This window comes from Cesiribacter sp. SM1, assembly GCF_020178975.1.
Taxonomy (GTDB): Bacteria; Bacteroidota; Bacteroidia; order Cytophagales; family Cyclobacteriaceae; genus Cesiribacter.
This window is the reverse complement of sequence record NZ_JAHXBU010000094.1, coordinates 805880-826443: the sequence shown is the minus strand read 5'-3', so window position 1 is coordinate 826443 and position 20564 is coordinate 805880. Positions and strand designations below refer to the sequence as shown.

General features: G+C 45.5%; 18 protein-coding genes. All 18 read right to left on the bottom strand.

Translation table 11 applies throughout. The features are described 5' to 3' along the window. Positions 1–96 precede the first annotated feature (96 nt). Positions 97–618 (bottom strand): FHA domain-containing protein, encoded by a 522-nt coding sequence (locus KWJ01_RS27500; RefSeq protein ID WP_225000350.1) that lies wholly within the window; start codon positions 616–618, stop codon positions 97–99. A 40-nt stretch (positions 619–658) separates the two neighbouring features. Then, entirely contained in the window at positions 659–1198 is a 540-nt protein-coding gene (locus KWJ01_RS27495; protein WP_225000349.1) for an FHA domain-containing protein, read from the bottom strand. Positions 1199–1210: 12 nt separating this feature from the next. Then, the gene (locus KWJ01_RS27490; protein ID WP_225000348.1) at positions 1211–2293 is read right to left on the bottom strand and encodes a hypothetical protein; all 1083 of its coding nucleotides are present in this window, start codon (positions 2291–2293) and stop codon (positions 1211–1213) included. Between the two features lie 14 nt (positions 2294–2307). Next, positions 2308–3810 carry a serine/threonine-protein kinase gene (locus KWJ01_RS27485; protein ID WP_225000347.1) on the bottom strand — a complete coding sequence of 501 codons (1503 nt, stop codon included), beginning with the start codon at positions 3808–3810 and terminating at the stop codon, positions 2308–2310. Positions 3811–4114: 304 nt separating this feature from the next. Next, positions 4115–8809 carry a Calx-beta domain-containing protein gene (locus KWJ01_RS27480; protein WP_225000346.1) on the bottom strand — a complete coding sequence of 1565 codons (4695 nt, stop codon included), beginning with the start codon at positions 8807–8809 and terminating at the stop codon, positions 4115–4117. Positions 8810–9362: 553 nt separating this feature from the next. Further along, positions 9363–9809, bottom strand: a complete 447-nt coding sequence (locus KWJ01_RS27475; protein ID WP_225000345.1) for a CyaA/EF/ExoY family adenylyl cyclase toxin — start codon at positions 9807–9809, stop codon at positions 9363–9365. A gap of 76 nt (positions 9810–9885) precedes the next feature. Continuing rightward, positions 9886–10398: a DUF4123 domain-containing protein gene (locus tag KWJ01_RS27470; RefSeq protein ID WP_225000344.1), complete on the bottom strand. Its 513-nt coding sequence runs from the start codon at positions 10396–10398 to the stop codon at positions 9886–9888. Positions 10399–10758: 360 nt separating this feature from the next. Beyond that, on the bottom strand, positions 10759–11805 hold the full coding sequence (locus tag KWJ01_RS27465; protein ID WP_225000343.1) for a hypothetical protein: 1047 nt from the start codon (positions 11803–11805) through the stop codon (positions 10759–10761). Positions 11806–11826: 21 nt separating this feature from the next. Further along, positions 11827–12177: a hypothetical protein gene (locus KWJ01_RS27460; RefSeq protein WP_225000342.1), complete on the bottom strand. Its 351-nt coding sequence runs from the start codon at positions 12175–12177 to the stop codon at positions 11827–11829. A gap of 17 nt (positions 12178–12194) precedes the next feature. Then, the gene (locus KWJ01_RS28415; protein ID WP_370634796.1) at positions 12195–12728 is read right to left on the bottom strand and encodes a PAAR domain-containing protein; all 534 of its coding nucleotides are present in this window, start codon (positions 12726–12728) and stop codon (positions 12195–12197) included. Between the two features lie 48 nt (positions 12729–12776). Then, positions 12777–13331 carry a hypothetical protein gene (locus tag KWJ01_RS27450; RefSeq protein ID WP_225000341.1) on the bottom strand — a complete coding sequence of 185 codons (555 nt, stop codon included), beginning with the start codon at positions 13329–13331 and terminating at the stop codon, positions 12777–12779. A 106-nt stretch (positions 13332–13437) separates the two neighbouring features. Beyond that, on the bottom strand, positions 13438–13734 hold the full coding sequence (locus KWJ01_RS27445) for a hypothetical protein (protein ID WP_225000340.1): 297 nt from the start codon (positions 13732–13734) through the stop codon (positions 13438–13440). A gap of 7 nt (positions 13735–13741) precedes the next feature. Beyond that, positions 13742–14650 carry a type VI secretion system baseplate subunit TssG gene (locus KWJ01_RS27440; protein WP_225000339.1) on the bottom strand — a complete coding sequence of 303 codons (909 nt, stop codon included), beginning with the start codon at positions 14648–14650 and terminating at the stop codon, positions 13742–13744. Continuing rightward, positions 14637–16499 carry a type VI secretion system baseplate subunit TssF gene (locus KWJ01_RS27435; RefSeq protein WP_225000338.1) on the bottom strand — a complete coding sequence of 621 codons (1863 nt, stop codon included), beginning with the start codon at positions 16497–16499 and terminating at the stop codon, positions 14637–14639. The genes KWJ01_RS27440 and KWJ01_RS27435 overlap by 14 nt, the downstream gene beginning before the upstream one ends. Positions 16500–16509: 10 nt before the next feature. Next, complete coding sequence (locus KWJ01_RS27430; RefSeq protein ID WP_225000337.1) at positions 16510–16905, bottom strand: GPW/gp25 family protein; 396 nt, start codon at positions 16903–16905, stop codon at positions 16510–16512. A gap of 81 nt (positions 16906–16986) precedes the next feature. Then, a complete protein-coding gene (locus KWJ01_RS27425; RefSeq protein ID WP_225000336.1) occupies positions 16987–18852 on the bottom strand; it encodes a type VI secretion system Vgr family protein in 1866 nt (621 codons plus the stop codon). A 397-nt stretch (positions 18853–19249) separates the two neighbouring features. After that, entirely contained in the window at positions 19250–19810 is a 561-nt protein-coding gene (locus KWJ01_RS27420; protein ID WP_225000335.1) for a hypothetical protein, read from the bottom strand. A gap of 263 nt (positions 19811–20073) precedes the next feature. After that, entirely contained in the window at positions 20074–20490 is a 417-nt protein-coding gene (gene tssD, locus KWJ01_RS27415) for a type VI secretion system tube protein TssD (RefSeq protein ID WP_225000334.1), read from the bottom strand. Positions 20491–20564 lie beyond the last annotated feature (74 nt).

The following is a 20564-nucleotide window of genomic DNA, read 5'->3' as shown; positions in this document are numbered from 1 at the left end:
ACCCCTTAGGCCCTAACAGGGCTTTAGCGGCTGTCCGTTTGTTCAGTCATGCAGTAGCAGTTAGAAGGCACTGATCTGGCGTTGAACTCCGGCAGATCAGGCGCTCGTAATCGTCATGTACACCATAAAGGCAACAAGCAGCACCGCCAGCACAACCAGGGTAATCATGGCTATGTTATAGTAGTCTTTCTTGCTTTTTTCTGATGACTGCGTTGATAAAACCAGGGGCATTTTAAACTTGATCTTGGGGCCGGAAGGTGCCAGCTGAATCACATCGTCGTCGTGCAGAAACCACTTCCTGGCTATTGGCCTGCCGTTCAGGAGCGTTTGGTTGGTGGTAGACAAATGTCTGATACTGTAGCTGTCTTCGCTCCATTCTATTGCTGCATGAAACCTGCTTACCATCGGAAACTCCTCGCCGTAACAGACCATGCAGTCATTGTCTCTGCCCAGGCTAACGTAAGAAGCATCCATCTTCTGCTCGGTTCCCTCGGGAAGGTTTTTCGCAGAATCAAGAAACACCAGGGTGTAGGGGGCTGTGGGTTGTTGTTTTTCCACTGCCCTGCCGTTTGCCACATGCTTGTTGTCTGCAGACTTTTTAAGAGTTGACCATGCCATATCTAAAACATTAATAGACAAAAAAAATTTACAGAACGGGTTAACCAAGCTTGAACTTGAACAGACTGTCACCCAGCAGCACGATATCGCCATCTGTAAGCTTCAGTGGCTGGTTTACCTGAATAAAGGTTGTTTTAAGGGCAGTCATGTTTTCGAGATACCAGCTCCCATCTTTCTGATAGATGCTGGCGTGTCCGTTCCGGGAAATAGAAGTGTTTCCGGGATCTAGCACTTCACGATCAAGTGAAATGGTGTCGCCCTTCAGATCGATTTTGCGCAGCTCTTTTTCCTCATCAACAGAAAGTGCCACCAAATAGCAGGAACGATGGTCGGGCACCACTCTTCTAACTGTTTGTACCCCTCCGTTGGCGCGATTACGCTGCACAGGCACAGGCACCGGGTTGGGCTGGTCCCAGGGAAGGTCTTCGCTGCTTGCTACTACAATAGTTTTCTTGTTCAGAAGGCTGGGGTCTGCAGCCACCGGAACAACCGCCTCTTCTTTAACAAGGCTATGCCTGCATTTAACGCAATTTTTAGCATTTAGCTGGTTTGAATAACCGCACTTGTGACAACGAATCATATTTTTCAGAATTTAGGAATGGCAAATCGGTATGCTAGATTTAAAAAACTTTTTTACCGGCACCGGTAAAAAAGCAGCATCAGCCTGCAGGGCAGCAGGGCCTGCAGCGGAGCCTAAGAACAAAAACTTTCTCTTTACTTTTACCTGGCCGGTTTGGGTGTAGTGGCCGGTGGTAATATTTGTTATTCTGAACCTGTAGAGGCCCGCCCTTACACTATCATGGATCCAAACCCTGGCAGACTTTTCATTCCGGAGGGGCTCAAAGTAAACAGTGGTTTTGCCCTTCTTATCATCGAGCGGAATCAGCTCTACTTCCACAATATCATCTTTTAAGCCTCCCGACCACTGCAGCACATGCGACTTGCCTCTTTTGATCCTGATCTTTCTTTTGGAGGATACCAGCCTGATAGCCTCCCGAAAACCCTCCATTTCATTTGCCTGCCCTGCCACAGTTGTGCTATCTACCGGCACAATTGTATAGTTGTGCCGCTCTTTATGTGGTTCAAAGCCAAATAAGCTGCCTACATCAATACCATACTGGCCCAGCTCCAGCTGTACAAAGAAATCAATGGGATAAGCAGCTTTGTTTTCTATTAACCGGGCCCCATTCCTGTACATGCCACTTAGCTCCCGCTGAGCTGTTACCACCACATAGTACTGTTTCAGGTAATCGCTGTAGCTTATGCATTTAACTTTATGGTCGCTGAAGGAGACATTCAGCATATTGGCATAATTGGCAGAAAGCTGCCCCAGGTACTCCTCCAGGTAAACATGCTGATCCAGGATTGGATTAGCCTCTACTACTGAACCGGGCAACAGATCGTTATACACCCGAATGGGAGTCTCCTGCCCTACGAAAGACAGGCTTATATATCTTTCGTAAGCTTTTCTTTTATCACTATCCTGCTCTTTGGCCAGCAATGCCAGGTATTTGGTAAAAACCTCCACCCTGTCGATCGCCACCTCCGCTATTGCCTGCTGCTGCATGGGTGTAATAGCTCGCTGGGCAAGCACAGGTGCTGCTGCCAGCAAAAAGCAATTTACCAGTGCCAGCAGGAGCGTAAGAGGTCTTGTATGCTTAAGGTTTCGGAACATAGGTCTGGCTTCCTTTACAAACTTGACTGCATCGATAACCGGAGCTCCGTAACTTTATTGTTACGGTCTTTTTTCATCTCTTTGACCACAATGCGATGGGGCACGTTTATCAAAAGATTCAGCAGTATACTGGCCGAATATTGCTTTACTGTACCATCAGACTCATCCAGCACTTTTACAGATCCGTCTGCAAACTGGCTGATGGTTTCCTGCTTCCAGGCAGTACGCACCTTTTTAGATATTTTGGGATTCGATATCTGGTTTAAGTACTCCTGTAGGTCTTTGGCTGATCGGAAGGAGTTGTCATCTGCCACGGCAGCAGGTCTTTGCTTTCCATTTTTATAGGTTAAAAGCTCCCTTTCGTAGCTGGCAATAAGACCATCTTTATCCTGCAGCAGCTCCTGCATTGTGAGTTCATTCTGAAGGAGCTTTTTGTTTTCTGCCTCCAGCTTAGCTGCCTTGCTTTCCAGTACCTTAAGTCTCGCCTCAAGGCTTTCCCTGGAGCCTTTTTCCTGTGCAAGCGAGGTAGCTAACTTTGCAGAAGCCTCATCAGCCGCTTCGGCATCGGTATAATTGTAAAACCAGAAGCCGGTGATGGCAAATAACGAGATGGCAGCAGCCAGCAGGTAGGGGGTAAACTTTTGTACAAAGCTTTTTTCAACCACTGGCTCAGCCAGCTGGGGCTTCCACTGACCAGTTTCTAAAAAGTGTTTACCTCTTTCATATAGCTCCTCTGCCGTTGGGCGCTCCCTACGGTCTACAGACATGCAGGCCTGCAGCAGCCTGTTTAGCTCCGGAGAAAACCCTTCGGGCAGGTCTGGTGTTTGCGCTCCTTTTAGCAGGCTTTGCCCTCCATAGCCATCCCAGGGAATGCTGTTGGTGCACACCTCGTATAAAGTAACACCGAAAGAAAAAATATCGCTGGAGGCATCGGATACGGGGTGACGGTCGAAGCGCTCGGGTGGCGCATAGGCAATGGTGAGCGACTTCATATCAGAAGTTGCTTTTCTAAGGGTATGCCTGATCTGGTTACTGATGCCAAAATCTGCCAGCAGGAAGCTTTCCGGGTTCAGCACCAAAATATTATCGGGCTTAATATCCTGGTGCAGGATCTGCTGCTCCTGCTTATGCAACTCATGCAGGGCTGATCCTATCTGGCACATCACCAGGGCCACCTGCCTTTCGCTGAAAGTGCCTTCATCTGCCAGTAATTTGGAGAGCGATCCGTAGGGGCAGTAAGGCATGATCAGGTAAGGAGATCCATCAGTTATATCAAAGTGATATACCTTCATGAGGTGTGGATGCGCCAGGTGATGGGTCAGCGAAAATTCTTTGCGGAACTGGCGCACCCCATAGTCGTCGAGTCCTTTCTCCGGAGCGTAGATTTTTAATGCCACCACCGCATCATCGGCCATCTGGTCGTTTGCCTTCCAGACTTCCGAGAAGCCACCCTCGCCGACCAGTTCTGTTAACCCATATCGGCCTGCAAAAACATCATTCTGCTTATATACTGGCATAAAGTGTAAATAATAACTGCCGTTGCACGAGCAGTTAAGCCTAAAAAAGGTAGCATGAACGCCTCATAAAAATTGCACGCGGCCTTCGGGTCTTCTGCAAATTAGGGGCGTTGATAATAAGATTAAGGTAGTGAGGTATATAGCTTCTATCAATACCACTTTAGAGGTATTTAGCTATTGAAGCTGCCAGATTAGCAGAATATTACAGTGCAATAGCACATTTTACTGCCTTGCTTATTGCTGAAACTACAGCTAAAAAGCAGCACAAGGCTCTTTAGAAAGGCCCGATGAATAAGCCCTGGCGCTACCTGACCAGCGTTACGTTACCTGTTGTTTTGCCACCGATGAGTACGGGACTGCCATCGGGGTAATGGGCATCCAGCACCCACAGGTAGGAGCCTTCGGGCTGTGCCTCTCCGTTGGCCCTGCCATCCCAGCCCCTGATGGTTGCTTCTTCGAAGTTGTTTGTTGTGTACACCAGCCGGCCATTCAGGTTATAGATGCGCAACTGCAAGGCACCAAGCTTACGGGTATGCAGCAGAAAGCTGTCATTCACCTGGTCTCCGTTTGGAGAGAATAGGTTGGGCAAAAAAGCAGCCCCATCTTCTTCATTTCCTACTTCTATTTCAAACGTTCTTTCGAAAGTGGCTCCTGCCTTATCGGTCACTGCCAGGCGTACATATAGTACAGGCTCTGTTTCATAGTCTACTACCTGCAGCGACAGCAGCCTGTTGTCTTCTATGGTAAAATAGCTATTGTGTGTATCACCCTCGCCTGCAACCAGTGAGTAGCTGTGGCTGTCTCCTGCGTCCACATCCTGGTGGCTAAGCGCTCCTGCCAGCACTCCCTCTGGCAGGTTTTCCATCAACAGTTCGGCGGAAAGGTCCAGTGCATGCGGGGCATCGTTGGTGTTAATTACTATCAGCTTGTATTGCTGCTCCGCTGTTCTTCCTTTGGAGTCTGTAACTTTTATGGTGATCTGATGTTCTCCCACATGTTCATTGAGGGGTGTGCCACCGCAGTGGCGGGTAGCTGCATCAAAAGTAAACCAGGCTGGCTGCCCCTCTACACTGAAGCGCAGCACTTCTCCTCCATCAGAAACAAAAGCTTCCAGGGGTACATCAAAAGAATACTCCTCATCTTCCAGTACCTCCTGCGCCGCCACTATCAATTGACTTACCTCAGGTCCAATGTCACTTACATTCCCGACCTCAATTGTTACCTCTTTCTGATCTGTTAAAGCGCCATCTGAAACCTCAATAGTGAGCCTGTAAAGGGCCTGATCTTCATAATCAAGTTGAGCATTGGTCAGGATATTGCCATCAGCATCAATATGAAAGTGATCCGCTGCATTGCCTGCCGTTATCTTCCATTCCTTGATTCCACAATTATCCGCTGCCTTAACAGTACCTGCTTTTGTACCCACAGGTACATCCTCGGCAACTGTAAACTTCTGGTTAGCGGTAAGCGCAGGAGCCAGTTTATCTTCAATGAGTACATTAACGGAAGCAGTTGCTTTGTTGCCACTCTCGTCTTCAACAGTAAGGGTAACTGTGTTCTCCCCTACATCAGCACAGCTGAAGCTGGTCTTATCTGCCGTAATTGATTTTATAGCACAGTTGTCTGTGCTGCCATCATCCAAATCCTGTGCATTTATGGTTGCTTTACCCTCAGGGTTTAGCTGCAGGCTTAAGGTACGCACCTTCACCACTGGGTCAGTTTTATCCTGTGCCTTTACCTCCCATTCACCACTAAGGGTACATCCCTTCACCCGGTCGGTTACCTCTACTTTGTATTTGCCCGGCGCTACCTTCTGCAGATCCTTACCCGTATAACCGGTACTCCAGGAATAAACAACATCATCAGAAGCTCCACCCAGGGTGAGCACAATGCCACCATCGGTTCCATCGGCACAGCTGGCCGGCTGCACCTGCTGTGAAAGGGTAAAGCAGGCATCATTATCCTGAATGTTGATGCTGGCAGAAGCTCGGGCCTTATCAATACTGATGTTGCCACTGCCTGATAAGCTCTTTAGCTCCAGCTCAACAGTTTCAGTAACCTCAACCTGTTCATCCTTCCGCACGGCAATCCGTACTTCTACAGATGTTTTTCCTGCCGGAAACACTATAGGTTGTGAAGGTGCGGTATAATCCTTGCCTGCTTGGGCATTACCCGATAAGCCAATGCTGATGCTGATATCGCTTGTTAGAGCTTCGCTGGCCCTGATCACAAAGTAGCCATCTTCATCATCTTCCCTTGCATCTTTTCCTTTCTCAACCCACAAAAGTGCTGTGGGCTCATCCTTATCATTATCCTCAATAACCATTTCGGCCTGTTTGCCTGCACCCTCAACCACCTGCACCAGCGAATAATCTGCCTGCTCCAGGATGAGCGTAACAGTCTCTGCAGGATCCACCTCTGTATCAGGAATAATGACTACCTCTACCGCTATCTCCATGGCCTTGGCAGGCAGCACAACTTCACCCTTTAACACCTGGTAATCCTTTCCAGGGGTGGCTGTTCCCTCTACCGAATAAGAAATGGTAACAGGCCTGCTAACAGGAGCAGTAGTGCTAATGCTAAATATTCCATATCTTTCATCTTCTGCAGCATGCTTGGTTACGGCTACTGATAAAACAGCTTTATCATTATCTTTGATGAGCAGTGTAGCTGATTTATTATTTTCCTGCAGCACCACGTCATTTCTATCGGGAGCCTCCAGGGTTATGATCACAGTCTCATCTTCCTCTACCTCTTTATCATCTTCTACTTCAATAATAACTTCTGCTGTTGTCTTTCCTTTTTCAAGGGTTACCTGCATACTATGTTGCTTGTAATCGTCTTTTTCAGTAGCAGTGCCTCTTAACCTAAAGCTAATAACAAGATTTTCATCCAGCGCCCGGGTAACATTTATCACAAAGCGGCCGTTCTGATCCGGCTCTGTTGCATGTTCTGCCCAGTTCACTGACAAAACTGCTGCTTCTTTTTTTTCATCATCTGTAATGGTAAGCTCAGCAGTTTTGTTCGCCTCATCCAGCTTTACCCCCTCTTTAGTAGACACATCTAAAGTTAGTGTTACAGTCTCATCCCCTTCATGCTCTGAGTCATCCTCAACATCTATGAGCACTTCTGTCTGCTTACTCCCTTTCTTGAGCTCTACCTGTCGGTTAACGGATTTATAATCCTTTCCTTCAATAGCTGTACCCTCTGATAACGTAAAGCTGATGGTCAGGTCCTCATCCAGCTCATGTGAGGATTCTATAACAAAGAGGCCATTATCATCAGGTTCTGCCGCATTATGCTCTGTACTTACCGATAAAGAAGCCTCATCATCATCTATTATCTTCAGTGCAGCCTGCTTCTTTGTCTCATCCAACTTGGCTTCCTCACTCTTAATGCCTGTCAATGCCAGAACTACTTCTTCATCCCCCTCTACTACTGCATCGGCCTTTACTTTAATTTCAATTTTTGCAGTTAACTGCCCTGCCTTCAGCGTTACCTTTCTATTCAAACTTTCGTAGTCCGTGCCTTCAGTTGCTGTACTGGCAGGTAAAATTTCGAAACTGATAACTGCATCTTCATTTAATGCTTTTGTTGTTTTTAGTTCAAAGTAACCATGTTCATTATCCTCCCTGGCGTTTTTTACCTCCGTAATAGAAATCTCGCCAAGTTCGTATAAGTGATAGGCTCCTACAAATGCGGTAATCGCTGAACCTACCATGGTACGTCCTGCTACATACATTTTTCCACCTTTGATTTTAGCAGCATTGATAGCTTCTGCCGCCCCCCCTAAATCAGTAACTACCTTACCAGTTTTTTCAGGTCCAAATGTTTCATCTAAAGTACCATCAGGCTGAATGCGGGCAAGCGCAGTTTCCGCAATGCCCTGGAAATACGCTTCACCTGATATTAAGATCTTACCATCAGGCTGAATGACTACTGATCTTCCATAATCATGCCCCCCTTTATAAAAGTCAATAAGTAATCTTCCGTTATCACCAAAGTCTGAATCCAAAGTACCATCGCTTTCATAGCGAAGAACGGCAGCATCCATTTTTCTGAAAGAATATTCTGCCCTGCCTCCGATTACTATTTTTTTATCCCTCTGTACAGCTATGGAAAGAGGACGATCTGGACCGCCAAGAATGTCAGTAAGTACTATTCCATCTCCTCCGAAACCAGTATCCAATGCACCATTAGGTTTATAACGCACAATTCCGAAATCAGAACTACCATGATTGAACACCTCTCCCGCAACGATAATATTCCCATCCTCCTGTATGAACAGTGCTTTTCCCTCATCTTTAGTAGCTCCAAAGTCAGTAACTACCTTGCCAGTCTTATCAGGACCAAAAGATTCATCTAAAGTGCCATCTTTTCTGTAACGAACAACTGCGAAATCAACATTGCCATTAACTTCTGCCTCACCTGCCACAACTATTTCACCACCCTCTAAAATGGTCACCGCTCTCGCCCAATCAACTCCAGATTTGATGTCAGTAACTACCTTACCGTCTCTATTCTGACCAAACGTTTTGTCTATGGTACCATTCTCATTTAAGCGGACAACCCCCATGTCAAAAACACCGTTGCTTATCTCTACTCTACCGACGACAACTATCTTTCCATCCCCTTGTATAGCTAAGGACCGGGCATTATCCTTGCGTCCGCTGAAATCTATCAGTACTTTGCCATCTCTGTTTGGGCCAAAGCTAGTGTCTAAAGTACCATCTTGATTATAGCGGGCAACTCCAAAGTCAAAAGTGATAGATTCTTCATTACATATTTCACTTGTACATATCTCACCCGCTACTACTAACTTTCCATCTTCCTGAATTACTATTTCACTGAAGTCGGAACTCCCACGGTCAAGAAAAGGAGTGATTGTGAAGCCATCCCTGGTGCCAAAAGTTTTATCAACCGTTCCCGGCTGGGCCTTAGCGGTTTTGATAAGGCCAAGAGTAGCAATGAATAAAAAAACTAGCCTAAAAAAATTCATAGTAGCTTTGCAAAGAGTCTGTAGAACTTATCAGCAGCATACAAGCTATTGCTGGCTGGCAACAAATAGCTCTTACCAATGCCTTTTGTAGTGCTGGCTTAACGCATAAAAAGACAAAAACAAAATCAGTATGAACACTGATAAAGTGAATCTTATATGGCACTGCATACCCTGAACTATCCCTGTGGATAGCAGGCTTAATGTAGATAAGTAATAGGAATGGCTCAATACCGCTAAAGTGGTATTTATAGGGGGAATGCTACAGTAATGAATTTGAGCCTACTGATGCTTTATGGTTCAATCTCTCGATGATAGGCTGATAGAACTAAAAAAATATTACTTAGCTAAGCTGCTACATTTTGATATCATTTCCACTTGCTTCCATTAGCATGTCAAAGGACATGCTCATTTGTTTTAAAGTATGAAGTAGAAATCATGAATTGTCTTTTGGTGCCAAAAATGTAAATCTGTTCCTGCTCGGCCGCCCCCACACCACTGTATAAAAATTCAGAAGGATGCTGGATCATCTGCTTTCGGGATTCCAGGCGGTTGATCAGGCGCATAACACTATTGCACACGTAGTGCGCCTCTCGGGTGCTGGTGTAGCGTATTTTGCCTCTTTATCGGCCAGGTTCACAAACATCAGGTCATAATCTGCATGTATGCCTTTACCCTCCTTTTTCAGCACGCCCACATCATCGCCATTTGTGGGGTAGCTATAACCTTTAGGTAAACCATTTTTGGTGAATTCATCCCAGCTTTTCTTTGCTCTAGCCCAGTCTTTTTCATCGGTAAAGGCATCTTTACGCAGATAGGGATTCACCACCAGTCCTGCATATTTACCCGCTTTGGCAGATTTTGCTTTTACCTCCATCCCCTTAGGAATGTATCCCTCTTTGGTGATCCACTGATCGGCTTCGTCATTAGGCTTTCGCAGCCCTATGTAGCAGTTGAGGTGATCGGCTGCTGTAAAAAAGATTTGCTTATGCTGGGGAATCATGATATACAATGTTTAGGTGGAAAAGAATTCTGCTATGAACGAGTTTCACTCAACCAGGCAAACAACACTGGCAGAATTACTGCACCGTTACCCCAAACAGCTGATTAGCCGGGATGGCATCAATTGTTAGCTCTCCATCAATATGCTGGAAAACCAGCGCTTCATCCCTGCTGTCTCCTTCGCAGGCAAAAAAATCAACCGGACCAAAAAACTCGATGATTTGATGTTTATCGCAGATGGGCAAAAAGATCTTCAGCACCCGCGGATCATAGAAGCGGAAGTAAAGCTCTTCCCCCAGTTCGGTTTGTACTATCAAGAACTTGCGGAAATGCCTATAGCATTCCTCAAAAGAAGCCTGCGAAGACACAATCACCCCCCAGGCATCACTCCAGCCCTGCTCCATAAACCAGTTAAGGAAATCATCCTCGTCCTCAGGCACAGAAAACAAGTAAGGAGCCACCGCCGCCAAATCCTCTTCGCTACGCCCTTTGTACAGCGAAAGATGATAAGGATTCAGCTCTTTAGCCTCCTCCATCCTCACCTCCATCCGGGCAGCGTCTAGTAATATGTAGCTAATGTAGGGGCGCACGGGAACAATCAGCTTTGATTAGTTTATAATTTCTATGTTAGAAATGACTTTAAGTAATGATCAACAATTCATCAGAAATATTATAGACATACCCTTATAAGACAAAATATAAATTATTATTTAACATTAAGATTGTTTACATAAAATGTCCTCATATTACAATCTTGTTCAGGCATAAAAATAAAGACAATACACCATGACTACCACAGTGGGTGAAATAAATAATGCATGTATATTTCTAAAATACCTTCTATGGTTCAAAACCATAGAAGCGACGCACTTTTATAAAATATTTAAACGCCTAAAACTAAATTTTTGAGAAGAGATCAATTGAAAACATAACTATAAAAGCAAACATAACTATTTAGGAGTTTTGTCATAAGGATATATAACAATCGTATCTGTACCGTCACTGTCCAAATATTTTTTATTTTTGGGGTTTTCTAACTGTTTTGTCAATCTTTCTTCTGCACCATTTGGACTTGAATCCCCAGTCTTATTTTTTACATTCCATTTTGATCTAGGAATACCAGCTTTCGTTAAAGCAAAAGATGATCTAGTGTTTAATATGAACATTTTACCCTCTCTTACTACAACTTCTATTTCTAGTTCATTTGGATCTAATTTTCCAGACTTTAGCTCTGCAACTATCTCATTTAGTGATTTATTAGAAAATTTACCACCTTTACTAAATACATTATCTGCGTCTACTTGTGCCCATTTAGCGTTCTCAATATCAGGTTTAGGTTTAGACTCAGTCTTTCTTGATGCTTTTCTTCCTCCAACTGCTGCAAGCAATAAGTTCAATCCACCCACACCCATTTTGGATATACCATCTCCAAAATTTTTTCCTGCATCAGCCAAGTCCTGAGGAGTTTTGGCCTTATCGCATCTTGTCTTTTGGTAAAAATCCATCATACTATTGATACCTTCTCCAATCTGGTGACCAGACAAGGCTCCACCAATTATAAGTAAACCTGCTGCCACAGCTTCTGCAACCGCACCATAACCAGTTGCTGCAATCAAAGCTAATATTCCACCGACTACTACCATAGAAGCTACTAATGTTTTGATATCTCCAATTTCTTCTAATACCTCTTCACTCAAATTTGCCTGTTTTATAGCCACTTGCATCTTTTCTTCATGTGTCATTTGGGCAATTGTTGGGCAAGGTAGTGTGGGATCATTGGCGATTTTAGGCCTAGGTGGGGCATCTACTGATAGAGGCGTGATAAATGTTGGTGGAGGAGTTGCCATTTGATGAGCCCTCTTTTGATAGATTTCTCTCCAAGCTTCACGATAGGTCATATCCTTTGGCTCTAGGGTTAACTTACGCCCAGAAAGTTCAGGATATTTTGCCCAGAACTCCATATCTGCAATGGCAGCTGCCTTTAAGTCGATTTCCATATTCAAAAATTTTGCATTTGGTCATAGTTCAATTCCTGTTCTACGAACATAATGGCGGAGCAATGCCATTTTATCAGGACCATATAATTTGATGCATTGCAGCACATCTTGAGCCCATTCATCTAAATGAAATCCTTCGCCGTACATTACTGAAAAATCTAGAAAAGTAGCTATATCATTTTCTTTTTCTACACCATAGCTATTGGCTGCTTTTCTTTGTTTTGAAATCAACTGGATTATATTATTAACATCAGTGCTAGCAAATTCGAGTGGAAAGCGCTTTCTCAAATATTCAGCCATATTTAAATTTGCTTTTGTTTTCAAATCAGCGGACAAGTAACATAATTGAGCAGTTTTTATGATTAATTTCATTGCAAGCTCTTTTGTATTTATGACTTACTACAAATTTTACAAAAGGGAGTCCCATCAATAGTAGCTTCTTTTAAGGTCACCACTTGAGCGAGCTTTTTTGCCACATCAGGAGGTGCATCTCTAATCACATTCTTCAAAGCCTCCACCGGCATGGCAGCCAAACCACCTGATTTTGCTGCAGAAGAGGAAGAACTTCCACCCCCACCAGATCCTTTCTTAGTCGCAGCGCCACCACCACCGCCGCCGCCGGTTTCACCAATGAGGACGGTGGGGCAGCCAAGGGTGATAGCACCGCCGTGTACGCACTGGTCACCCATGCGGGCTGCAGGTTTGCCGCCAATGAACACTCCTGTTGAGCCCAGCACGATAGTATCGGGCGGACCTACACAAGTGCACATGTCACCCATCACCGCGGCGGGCATGCCTCCGATCAGCACGGTTGGGCAGCCGGGACCGGTAATAGGCCCGCCAACATGGGGCACAGGCGGAAGGCCTGGCGTGACCATGGGACACATATGCATATCACCGATTCTGGCTGCTGGCTTACTCATAGCACATAGAAACTATTGCATATAACTTTTACTACCTTGCTTGAAAATTCAGCCTATTAGTTCTTTGGCCTCATTTATAACATTCTGTGCAATACGTTGTAAGACCGTATCTCCGCTGTATGCATCCAGGTATAAATGTTCAATATCTTTGATGCGTATTTGCAGCTTCCTTTGCTGACTTTTATCATGAGCACTTGCTGCAGCTTGTTGTGAGCGTTGCAGCATATCTTTAGGAAGCTGATCCCGATACAGTTCATCCGTTTCCTTAATATGAAGGAGACGATTGTAAGCCCTGTGTTCTTCTTTATGTATCAAAACACATGGAAGTTCATATGCATACATTTTGCTAAGTCTGCCTGAAAAGTCTATGTCTGCAAAATGCTGCCCCTCCACAATATGATGCAATTCCCAATCTCTCTGGATTTCATTTTGCCCACATCTCCTGAAGAATTGGAAAAGCCTGGCTTTATGATTCTTCCCGTCGTTGTAGGAGCAAATAAATCTTGAACTATAGGGATCCCTATAATCACGAGCAACATACAAACCATTGTACTGATCAAAAGGCACATGGTGTACTCTTGCTAAATATTTATAATTTATCATTGCTTAAGCTATTTAAATTTCCTTTTCATTGCAGAAGATCTAAGCGCCCGGCATATATATTTTTGGCCAGCAATTTAGTTTCCGATAGCTACCCCCTCATTAGGGCTTAGGTATTTTCAATTTCCCAGCCTTTATCAGAGTGGGGGCGTATGCTTAGGTGGAAATTCCAGGTGGCAAAGTTGAATGACTTCAGGGGCGGCAACAGCAGGCTTTCCTTGAGGGCAACATACATGGTGGCTCCATTTACGGAGTAGCAGTAGCCGTATGCTCCGTTGGGCAGGGTAAAAGTTTTACCATTCATGTCCAGGATCTTTCTGGGCCTTCCGGTAAAGCGCACGTACCTGCCTTTGTAGTTTACATGGGTATCGGCCAGTGCTGTAAAAACAATCTTTTTAGGAGCCATGGTAGCGTTAAATTTCTGTTGTGTATCCCAGTCTGCCGGCATGCATGTTTTCTGCTACCAATTTGAAGCCGGTGCCGGCTTTTTCGATGGCAACATTCGTAATCACGCTGGCTTCTGCCGGAAAGAAGTAGCCATATAATTTCTTGATCTGCTTGTAAGTCTTGCCTTCCGGCAGGAACCGGGGCAGCTTTTCCGCTGCAATGGGGCCTACGGTCACTTCTATGGCAGGCTCATCAGCCCACCAGCTTCCCCCCAATACCACATCTACCCCCAGGCTCACATTGCCCAGAAGGGAAACACCCTGACCTTCCGGTAGCTCTTCCTGCTGCTGGGTGTAGGCTATGGATACAGGTTCCTGGATGATCTTCTCCAGGCAAAAAGCCACCAGCTCCTGGTCTCCCACCACCTCGTGCAGGTGGGGCAAAACAGCCAGCAGGTTAAGGCTCTGCTGGGGCGTGAATGCTTTTTTGTCGATTCCCCAGAAGTTCATGAAAAAGCTTTCGTTCTCTGGACGCACAGTATTGAGGCAGGCCTGGAGCTCAGTATGCTCCAACCAGATCCGCTGCCGGTAAAACTCCTGCTCCAGGGGCAGGAACATGCGACGGGCTGCAGCCTCTTCCCTTTCGTACCTTTCAGATTCTTTTACTGCTTCCTCTGTGCTTTTTTGTGTTTTTTGCTCTGCCTGGTGGAAAAGGCCTTCCGGCAGCATATCGTACAAGCCCTCCCTGCTGATGCGCAGCTTTACCTGGCTGCCAGGGGCTTTTTCGCCACGCTCAATTGCCAGCACATCCTTGCTGTAGGGGCGCTGAAAAGTACCCTCGGGCTGAATGGTGAGATTGTCGAGCGACAACACCTCGTTCTCCAGCCAGAAAGCTATGAGTGCCTCTGCACGGTAATCGTCTTCACCCTGGTACATTTGCAGCAAATTCAGTTTGTGTATACACCTGTATTTTGGTTGTGAACATCTTCTTGCGCTCCAGCAGCGCCTGCATCTCGTAGCATGCGCCTTTCCAGTTTATCTCCGTAAAATTAGGAGCAGGGGTGAGCACAACATCCAGCGTAGCGCTAAAGCCTTTTTTCGCAGAGGCATCTACCACAAAGCCTTTCTTAACAGTAACACGCTCCAGCTTTTCGCCCAGCTCGGCAAAACAGGCAGATTTGATATCTTCTTCGGTTACAATGCGGTTTCGGGTGAGCAAGGTATGCTTATAGACCTGCAGCTTTTCTGTTTCATTCATGGCCTCCTTGCCTCCTGCAGTGGCGGTGATCAGCATCAGGTCTTCGCGCTTAACAAAGGTCTGGGTCTGGGGACTGGCTTTTTTGCCCGAGGGCAGCTGGTTTGCTGCAGCACCCTGCGTTGACCAGAACTCTACCCACACATCTTCGGGGGTTTTGGTGTGCAGCAAGAGGTGGCATTTGGATGATTGCTCCTGTAGTTTCTGCAGAAAATGCATCTGCAGCCGTGTAAGCCCCTGCTCAAGCGAACGTATCTCCGTAGTAAGGGCATGATGCCCAAAGGCTGAAAAGGCTGCACTTTCATCGCGCAGCAGGTCCCACAGGTAGTTAAGCAGGCTGGTGGCATTCCGCTGGTCGAAGCGCGCAACGCCTCCCTGCCTCACAGAATAGGTGCCATCTTCCGCCTCGCCTACTTCTCTGAATGATAGCGAGCGGTAAGCGCGGTTATCGGTGTACACCCGCCTGATGGAAAGGTAGTGTTCACTGCTCTGGATTGGAATGATGTTGAGATTAGGCGTAAGGGTGTAAGGCCGGCTGTTCTGGTGCAGTTTACGGTTCATCACCGGGAAACAGTTAAGCGTGCAGTACACCTCATGCAGGGGCTGCTGCGAGGCCAGTCCCGGAAAATTTATCTTCAGCCAAACCAGCTCTTCTTTTATTTCCTTAAGCTGATCGGGTGTAAAAACAGGGGCAAATTCTGCCGGGTATTTCTGGTAGCTAAGCTTATGTTCACCCTCTTCGATGGCAATAAAGTGCTGCTGATAATACTGCAGCACATGCCCTTCGAGCTCTGCCATAGCATCAAAATCCTGCAGCCTGTCGCCAGACTGCCTGGCAAAACCATGGACTACCTTAAGTGTTGTTTCGTTTTCGGACCATTTGGCTGCCGATAGCAGGGGGAGATACTTTTTTCTGTCCAGATCGTTTTTCCAGTCGAAGAACAAACGCATGCCTTTCAGGCTGGCAATTTTTGTGTTCAGCCGCAGGCCAAGCCATAGCGTGTAGGGCGCCAGGTTTTCTTTTGTTTCTCCATACAGGCTCTTGCCTTTTGCCAGGGGAGTCTCATAGAATGTAATTTTATTTCCTACAGCCTGGCAAACAACGGCCGCATCGTACACCTGACAGTTAGTAACCGGCGAAAAGGTGATGGGCAGGGTACTTATCTTATTATCTTCCTGTACTTCTTTTTCTACAAAAAACTGGTCTTCGGGCTTAAGCTTCAGGATGGCCCCATCTGCCCTGGCATGCATAATGGCATGAGCGGGGCGGGCATTGGTGTACACCTCCGGCACCATGAGCTGTGCCAGGCGCTCCAGAAGTCTGCTTTGTGAAACATGCACTTCCTGTGCAGTACGCTCAAACTCTACTGAACAGGCACCCAGTAGCATATCCACCAGTGGGTCCAGCTTATCGGCATCGGCCTCCTGCAGCCCCCAGTATTGTATGGCCCTGCTGCGAAGCCTGCGGATCACCTGCTCTTTTCTGAAGCTATCGGGATGAAAGGTATTGGGTGTGGCTTGTCCTATCATAAGAGAGAGATCAGGTTAAAGACAGGGGACTGAAAAAGATATACTCGGTATGCTGAAAAGATTCGTTGGTCTGGCCAATGGTACCGGCTGCATGAATGATAATCCTTTTCCGCAGTTCAATCAACTTGTGCGTTTGGGGATCAATAATTTTCTGGTCATCAAGATCTACTACCACCTGAATCTGCTGCAGCCTTTTTTCGTAGCTTTTGAGGGCTTTGCCAAAGGCATCAATCAGTTCCGTTTTCCATTTGTACACACTCCTGATGGTTTCAAAATCCTTATCCCACACCATACAGCCAAAGCGGGGATCGAAGCGGTACTCATTAAAATGTGTGCGCAAAATAAGGTGAATGTGCTGCCTGATGGAATCTGCCAGGCTGCAGCGCGGCTGCCTCTGCTTCTCCATGATTTTCTGGCAGTTAAGTGGAAAAGTGTAGTAGGAAGGAAGCATAAGGCACTTTGAAAAATATTAGCTCTGTTCCTTTTGTTAATTCAACTTGATGATAGCAGCCTTAACAGATGCCATAGCTCCGCCATCAATATCCAGATTTGCGGCGGCCTTCAATTGAGCCATTGAGCTCTCCAGCTTCATCTGCTGACATTTCATGTTGATGGCCATATCAGCATCCACTTTCAGCTCCATGGCTTTCATTTCAGTTGCCTGGCTGGAGCTGGTCTTAATGCCCTGACCGGCATCCATCTTTATGTTCTGATCGGTTTTCACACTGAGTTCCTGCGCTTTCATTTCAGTAGCCTTGCCGGAAGTAATCTTTATGCCTTCATCCGCATCCATTTGTATGGATTTTGCTTTCATCACCAGCTCGCCTTTGGTTTCGATGGTAATTTTACCTTCACCATCCATAGAAAGGGAGATGATATTGGTGGGATCCCCCACATCCTTGTTCAGGATTTTAATTTCTTCTTTACCATCTTTATCGAACAGGTAAATCTGGTTGCCATTGCGGGTGCGTATTACCTTAATCTGGTTGCTGCTATCTTTCCATTCCGAAGGAGCCACCTTTTTATGGTACACGCTGCCCATCACAAATGGCTTATCGGGATTGTTATCTTCAAAGCCAACCATCACCTCATCGCCCACCTCTGGGGTAAAATAGAAGCCATGGACATTGCTTTTTCCGTTGCCAGCCATGGTGTTAGCCACCCTTATCCAGGGAGTTGATTCCGGTGCCGGCTGCCAGTAAAACTGCGCCTTTACCCTGCCCAAACCTTCGGGGTCTGCATTATCTATGATAAGGGCCGGCTGAATATCTCCCACAGGTTTGCGTATTGCCGGAGCAGGAGGCGATTGATTCTCTGCCGGAATAGCTGTAAAACCGTTACTGTAAGAATATGTACCACTGATGCTGTGTGTGACAGAGGTAATGATAAAACGACCGTAGTCCTGCTCATGCACGCCTTCTCCGGTGATGTTGATCACGGTGCCTACGTTGAGGTGGGGATTGTCACTATCGCCTGTAGCCACTACCATGTTACGGGCAGAGGATGCTTTCTGCTGCAATAAGATATCATCCAGTTCCTGTTGTTGTACCACCACATCTGCAGATGCAAACACTGGCTCCTGCGAATAGATCCTGGAAGACTGGTCGAGTGCGAATTTACCAAAATCATCCAGGTCACTTACCGCTGCCGAAGCCGTAGTACCTTCGTAAGCTTTGCTTTCCAGGTAATTGTAGGCAACGGCTTTGCCATTGGTAGGCAGGAGCCGCAGGTCAAATTCAAAGTTAAAGAGATCTTCGCCAAAAGGGAGATCTACAACAGTACCTTGCGGGAGTTTACCAAACACCAGTTTGGCACCATCGTAATAGCACCACTCGCCATAGCGTGCTGCCATGCGCTTCAGAAAAGCCCAATTGCTTTCGTTAAACTGCACAACATAGGGAATGGTACCACCAAACTGTGGACCAATATGACTTTCCAATGATCGCGGCACTTTTTCCAACATGGCATTTGCAATATCCTGTAAGGATTTTTGGGTGAAGGAGCGGCATTGACCATTGCCATCCATCATAATGGTTGGGCTGTTACCCCTAATCACAATCTGGCGCTCACCATTGCCCGAGCGGCTCACGCCAATGTTGGTGATAAGCCCGATAAACTGGTTATCTGCATGCCTTCTTTCAAACAAATGCGGGCCAAAGCGAATAATAATGGACTTGCCAATATAGCCCTTTGACTGCTCCAGTATACCCCGGCTGCTGTTTTCGAATGCATCTACCGGCAACACCACCTCAAACACATGATGGTGGTGAATATCCTGTGAAATGGAAATGAGGGAGAAAGGCGTAATTTCCTCTCCTTCAATGGTGATATTGACTTCTACGTGCTGTGCCAAAATAGTACTTTATTAGATGTAACTTGACAAATAATATATTGATGTAAATAGTCAGCAAAGAAACTATAAGTCCTAAATAGAAATTAGTTGAAGTAATTCTTAACTAATTCTCAACGCTAAAGACGAATATGCTGTGATTGGTGTTTATCAGTGACTTTTAATGTTCCCACTAACTCATAACATGCATTCTTGAACAATTCCATTAGAAATAGATCTATACTATCAAACACCACCTAGACAATGAATCTTTATATCTATGTTCCTATAAATATAAATAGCATTATACTTAGCTTATGAATCTGTCTATGATACTTCAGCATGAACAAAGTCACCAGTTTTTGGATCTATAACTATATCTTTTAGACTCACATCAAATTATTAGATAGGCTCTTGGACATCAGGCAATGCGGGAGACTTCCTGCATACGGTCATGTATGTATGCTCTTTGAATACCCAATTGTAATAATTCACGGTTGGCCGTCGCTATCTTCAGACTGATGTTTCTAGCTATCATCTTCATTTCCTGACTGCCTGAACTGACAGTTTGAAGTGCCTGCCAGAATGCCAGAGAGTCTTCGGCAAGTCCTATTAGTATATTTACCCCAGGAATGTAGTCTTTCAATGCATTTCGAGTAAGCTCCTCTACCACTACCTTTTTGAGGATGCCCAGAGAGGTTTTTGCCACGCCTTCTGCGCGTGTTCCGCTACTGGCAAACTTATCATACACCTGCCGTACCAAAGTTTGATAAATACTATTAGCTTTCTTCAGTTCAAAACTGTTGATAATAACGTTCAGAGGGATAAGAGTTGCATTGGCCGCCACGGCTGTAAGGCCCCAGACGTTTGCCGACATCATCTGCCGGTTAAGATCAATCTGAATCTGCTTCATAAGCTCAATACCTTCCTGCAGAGCCAGTTGCTTCTTTGCCAGTACTTCATATTGCCGAACCAAGCTCATAAATATAAAATTTAAGTATATAATGTTTTATTTATCTACATCACTAAACTTTTAAAAGCATCCCCTTTTATCTCAAACTCCGTATCTGCTAGCTTAAAAGCAAAGTTTTCTATATAGGTCGTTTTGGAAGATGGCACTCTTTTCAGTAACTCCGCTGACAAACAATCTTCTCACTTTATATCGTATTCTGAAATATGAATATTTTTGAATAGTAATCATTAGTGGTGTGTACAATCACACACCACTAATGACAGTAAACACTCCTACTTCTTACTAGGCCACTCGTTCTGGAATTCGGCAGGGCCACCGTCACCATCCACGCTGATTTTGTAAGCAGAAAGTGTGAAGGTTTCCATCATGTTTTCGCCACCCTGCCAGCTGAAGTTTTCTCCGTAGTTGACAATGTATGAATCATCAAACTTGATCTTTTTCAGCGATTTGCTATCATCTTCATCATCCATAATGGTGATCTCACCACTTTTGGTTTTTCCGGAAGCAGCTGTCATCCAGGCGGGAAGGAAGGCGCTCTTTGTAGATTCGATAGTGATTTGAACGGTTCCTCCGCGTACAGCACCGGAAGGTCTGCCGGAAGCATCTACATCACGATTAAAATTGTAAGAGAAATCAATTACTCTCACGTCTTTTAAACTGTCTAAATTCAATCTTGCATTTACAGCCATGGTTGAAAAAAAGTTAATGGTTTTTGATAATTTGAAAACTAAAAGTGAATAATAATAGAAGGTATTCTGTATTA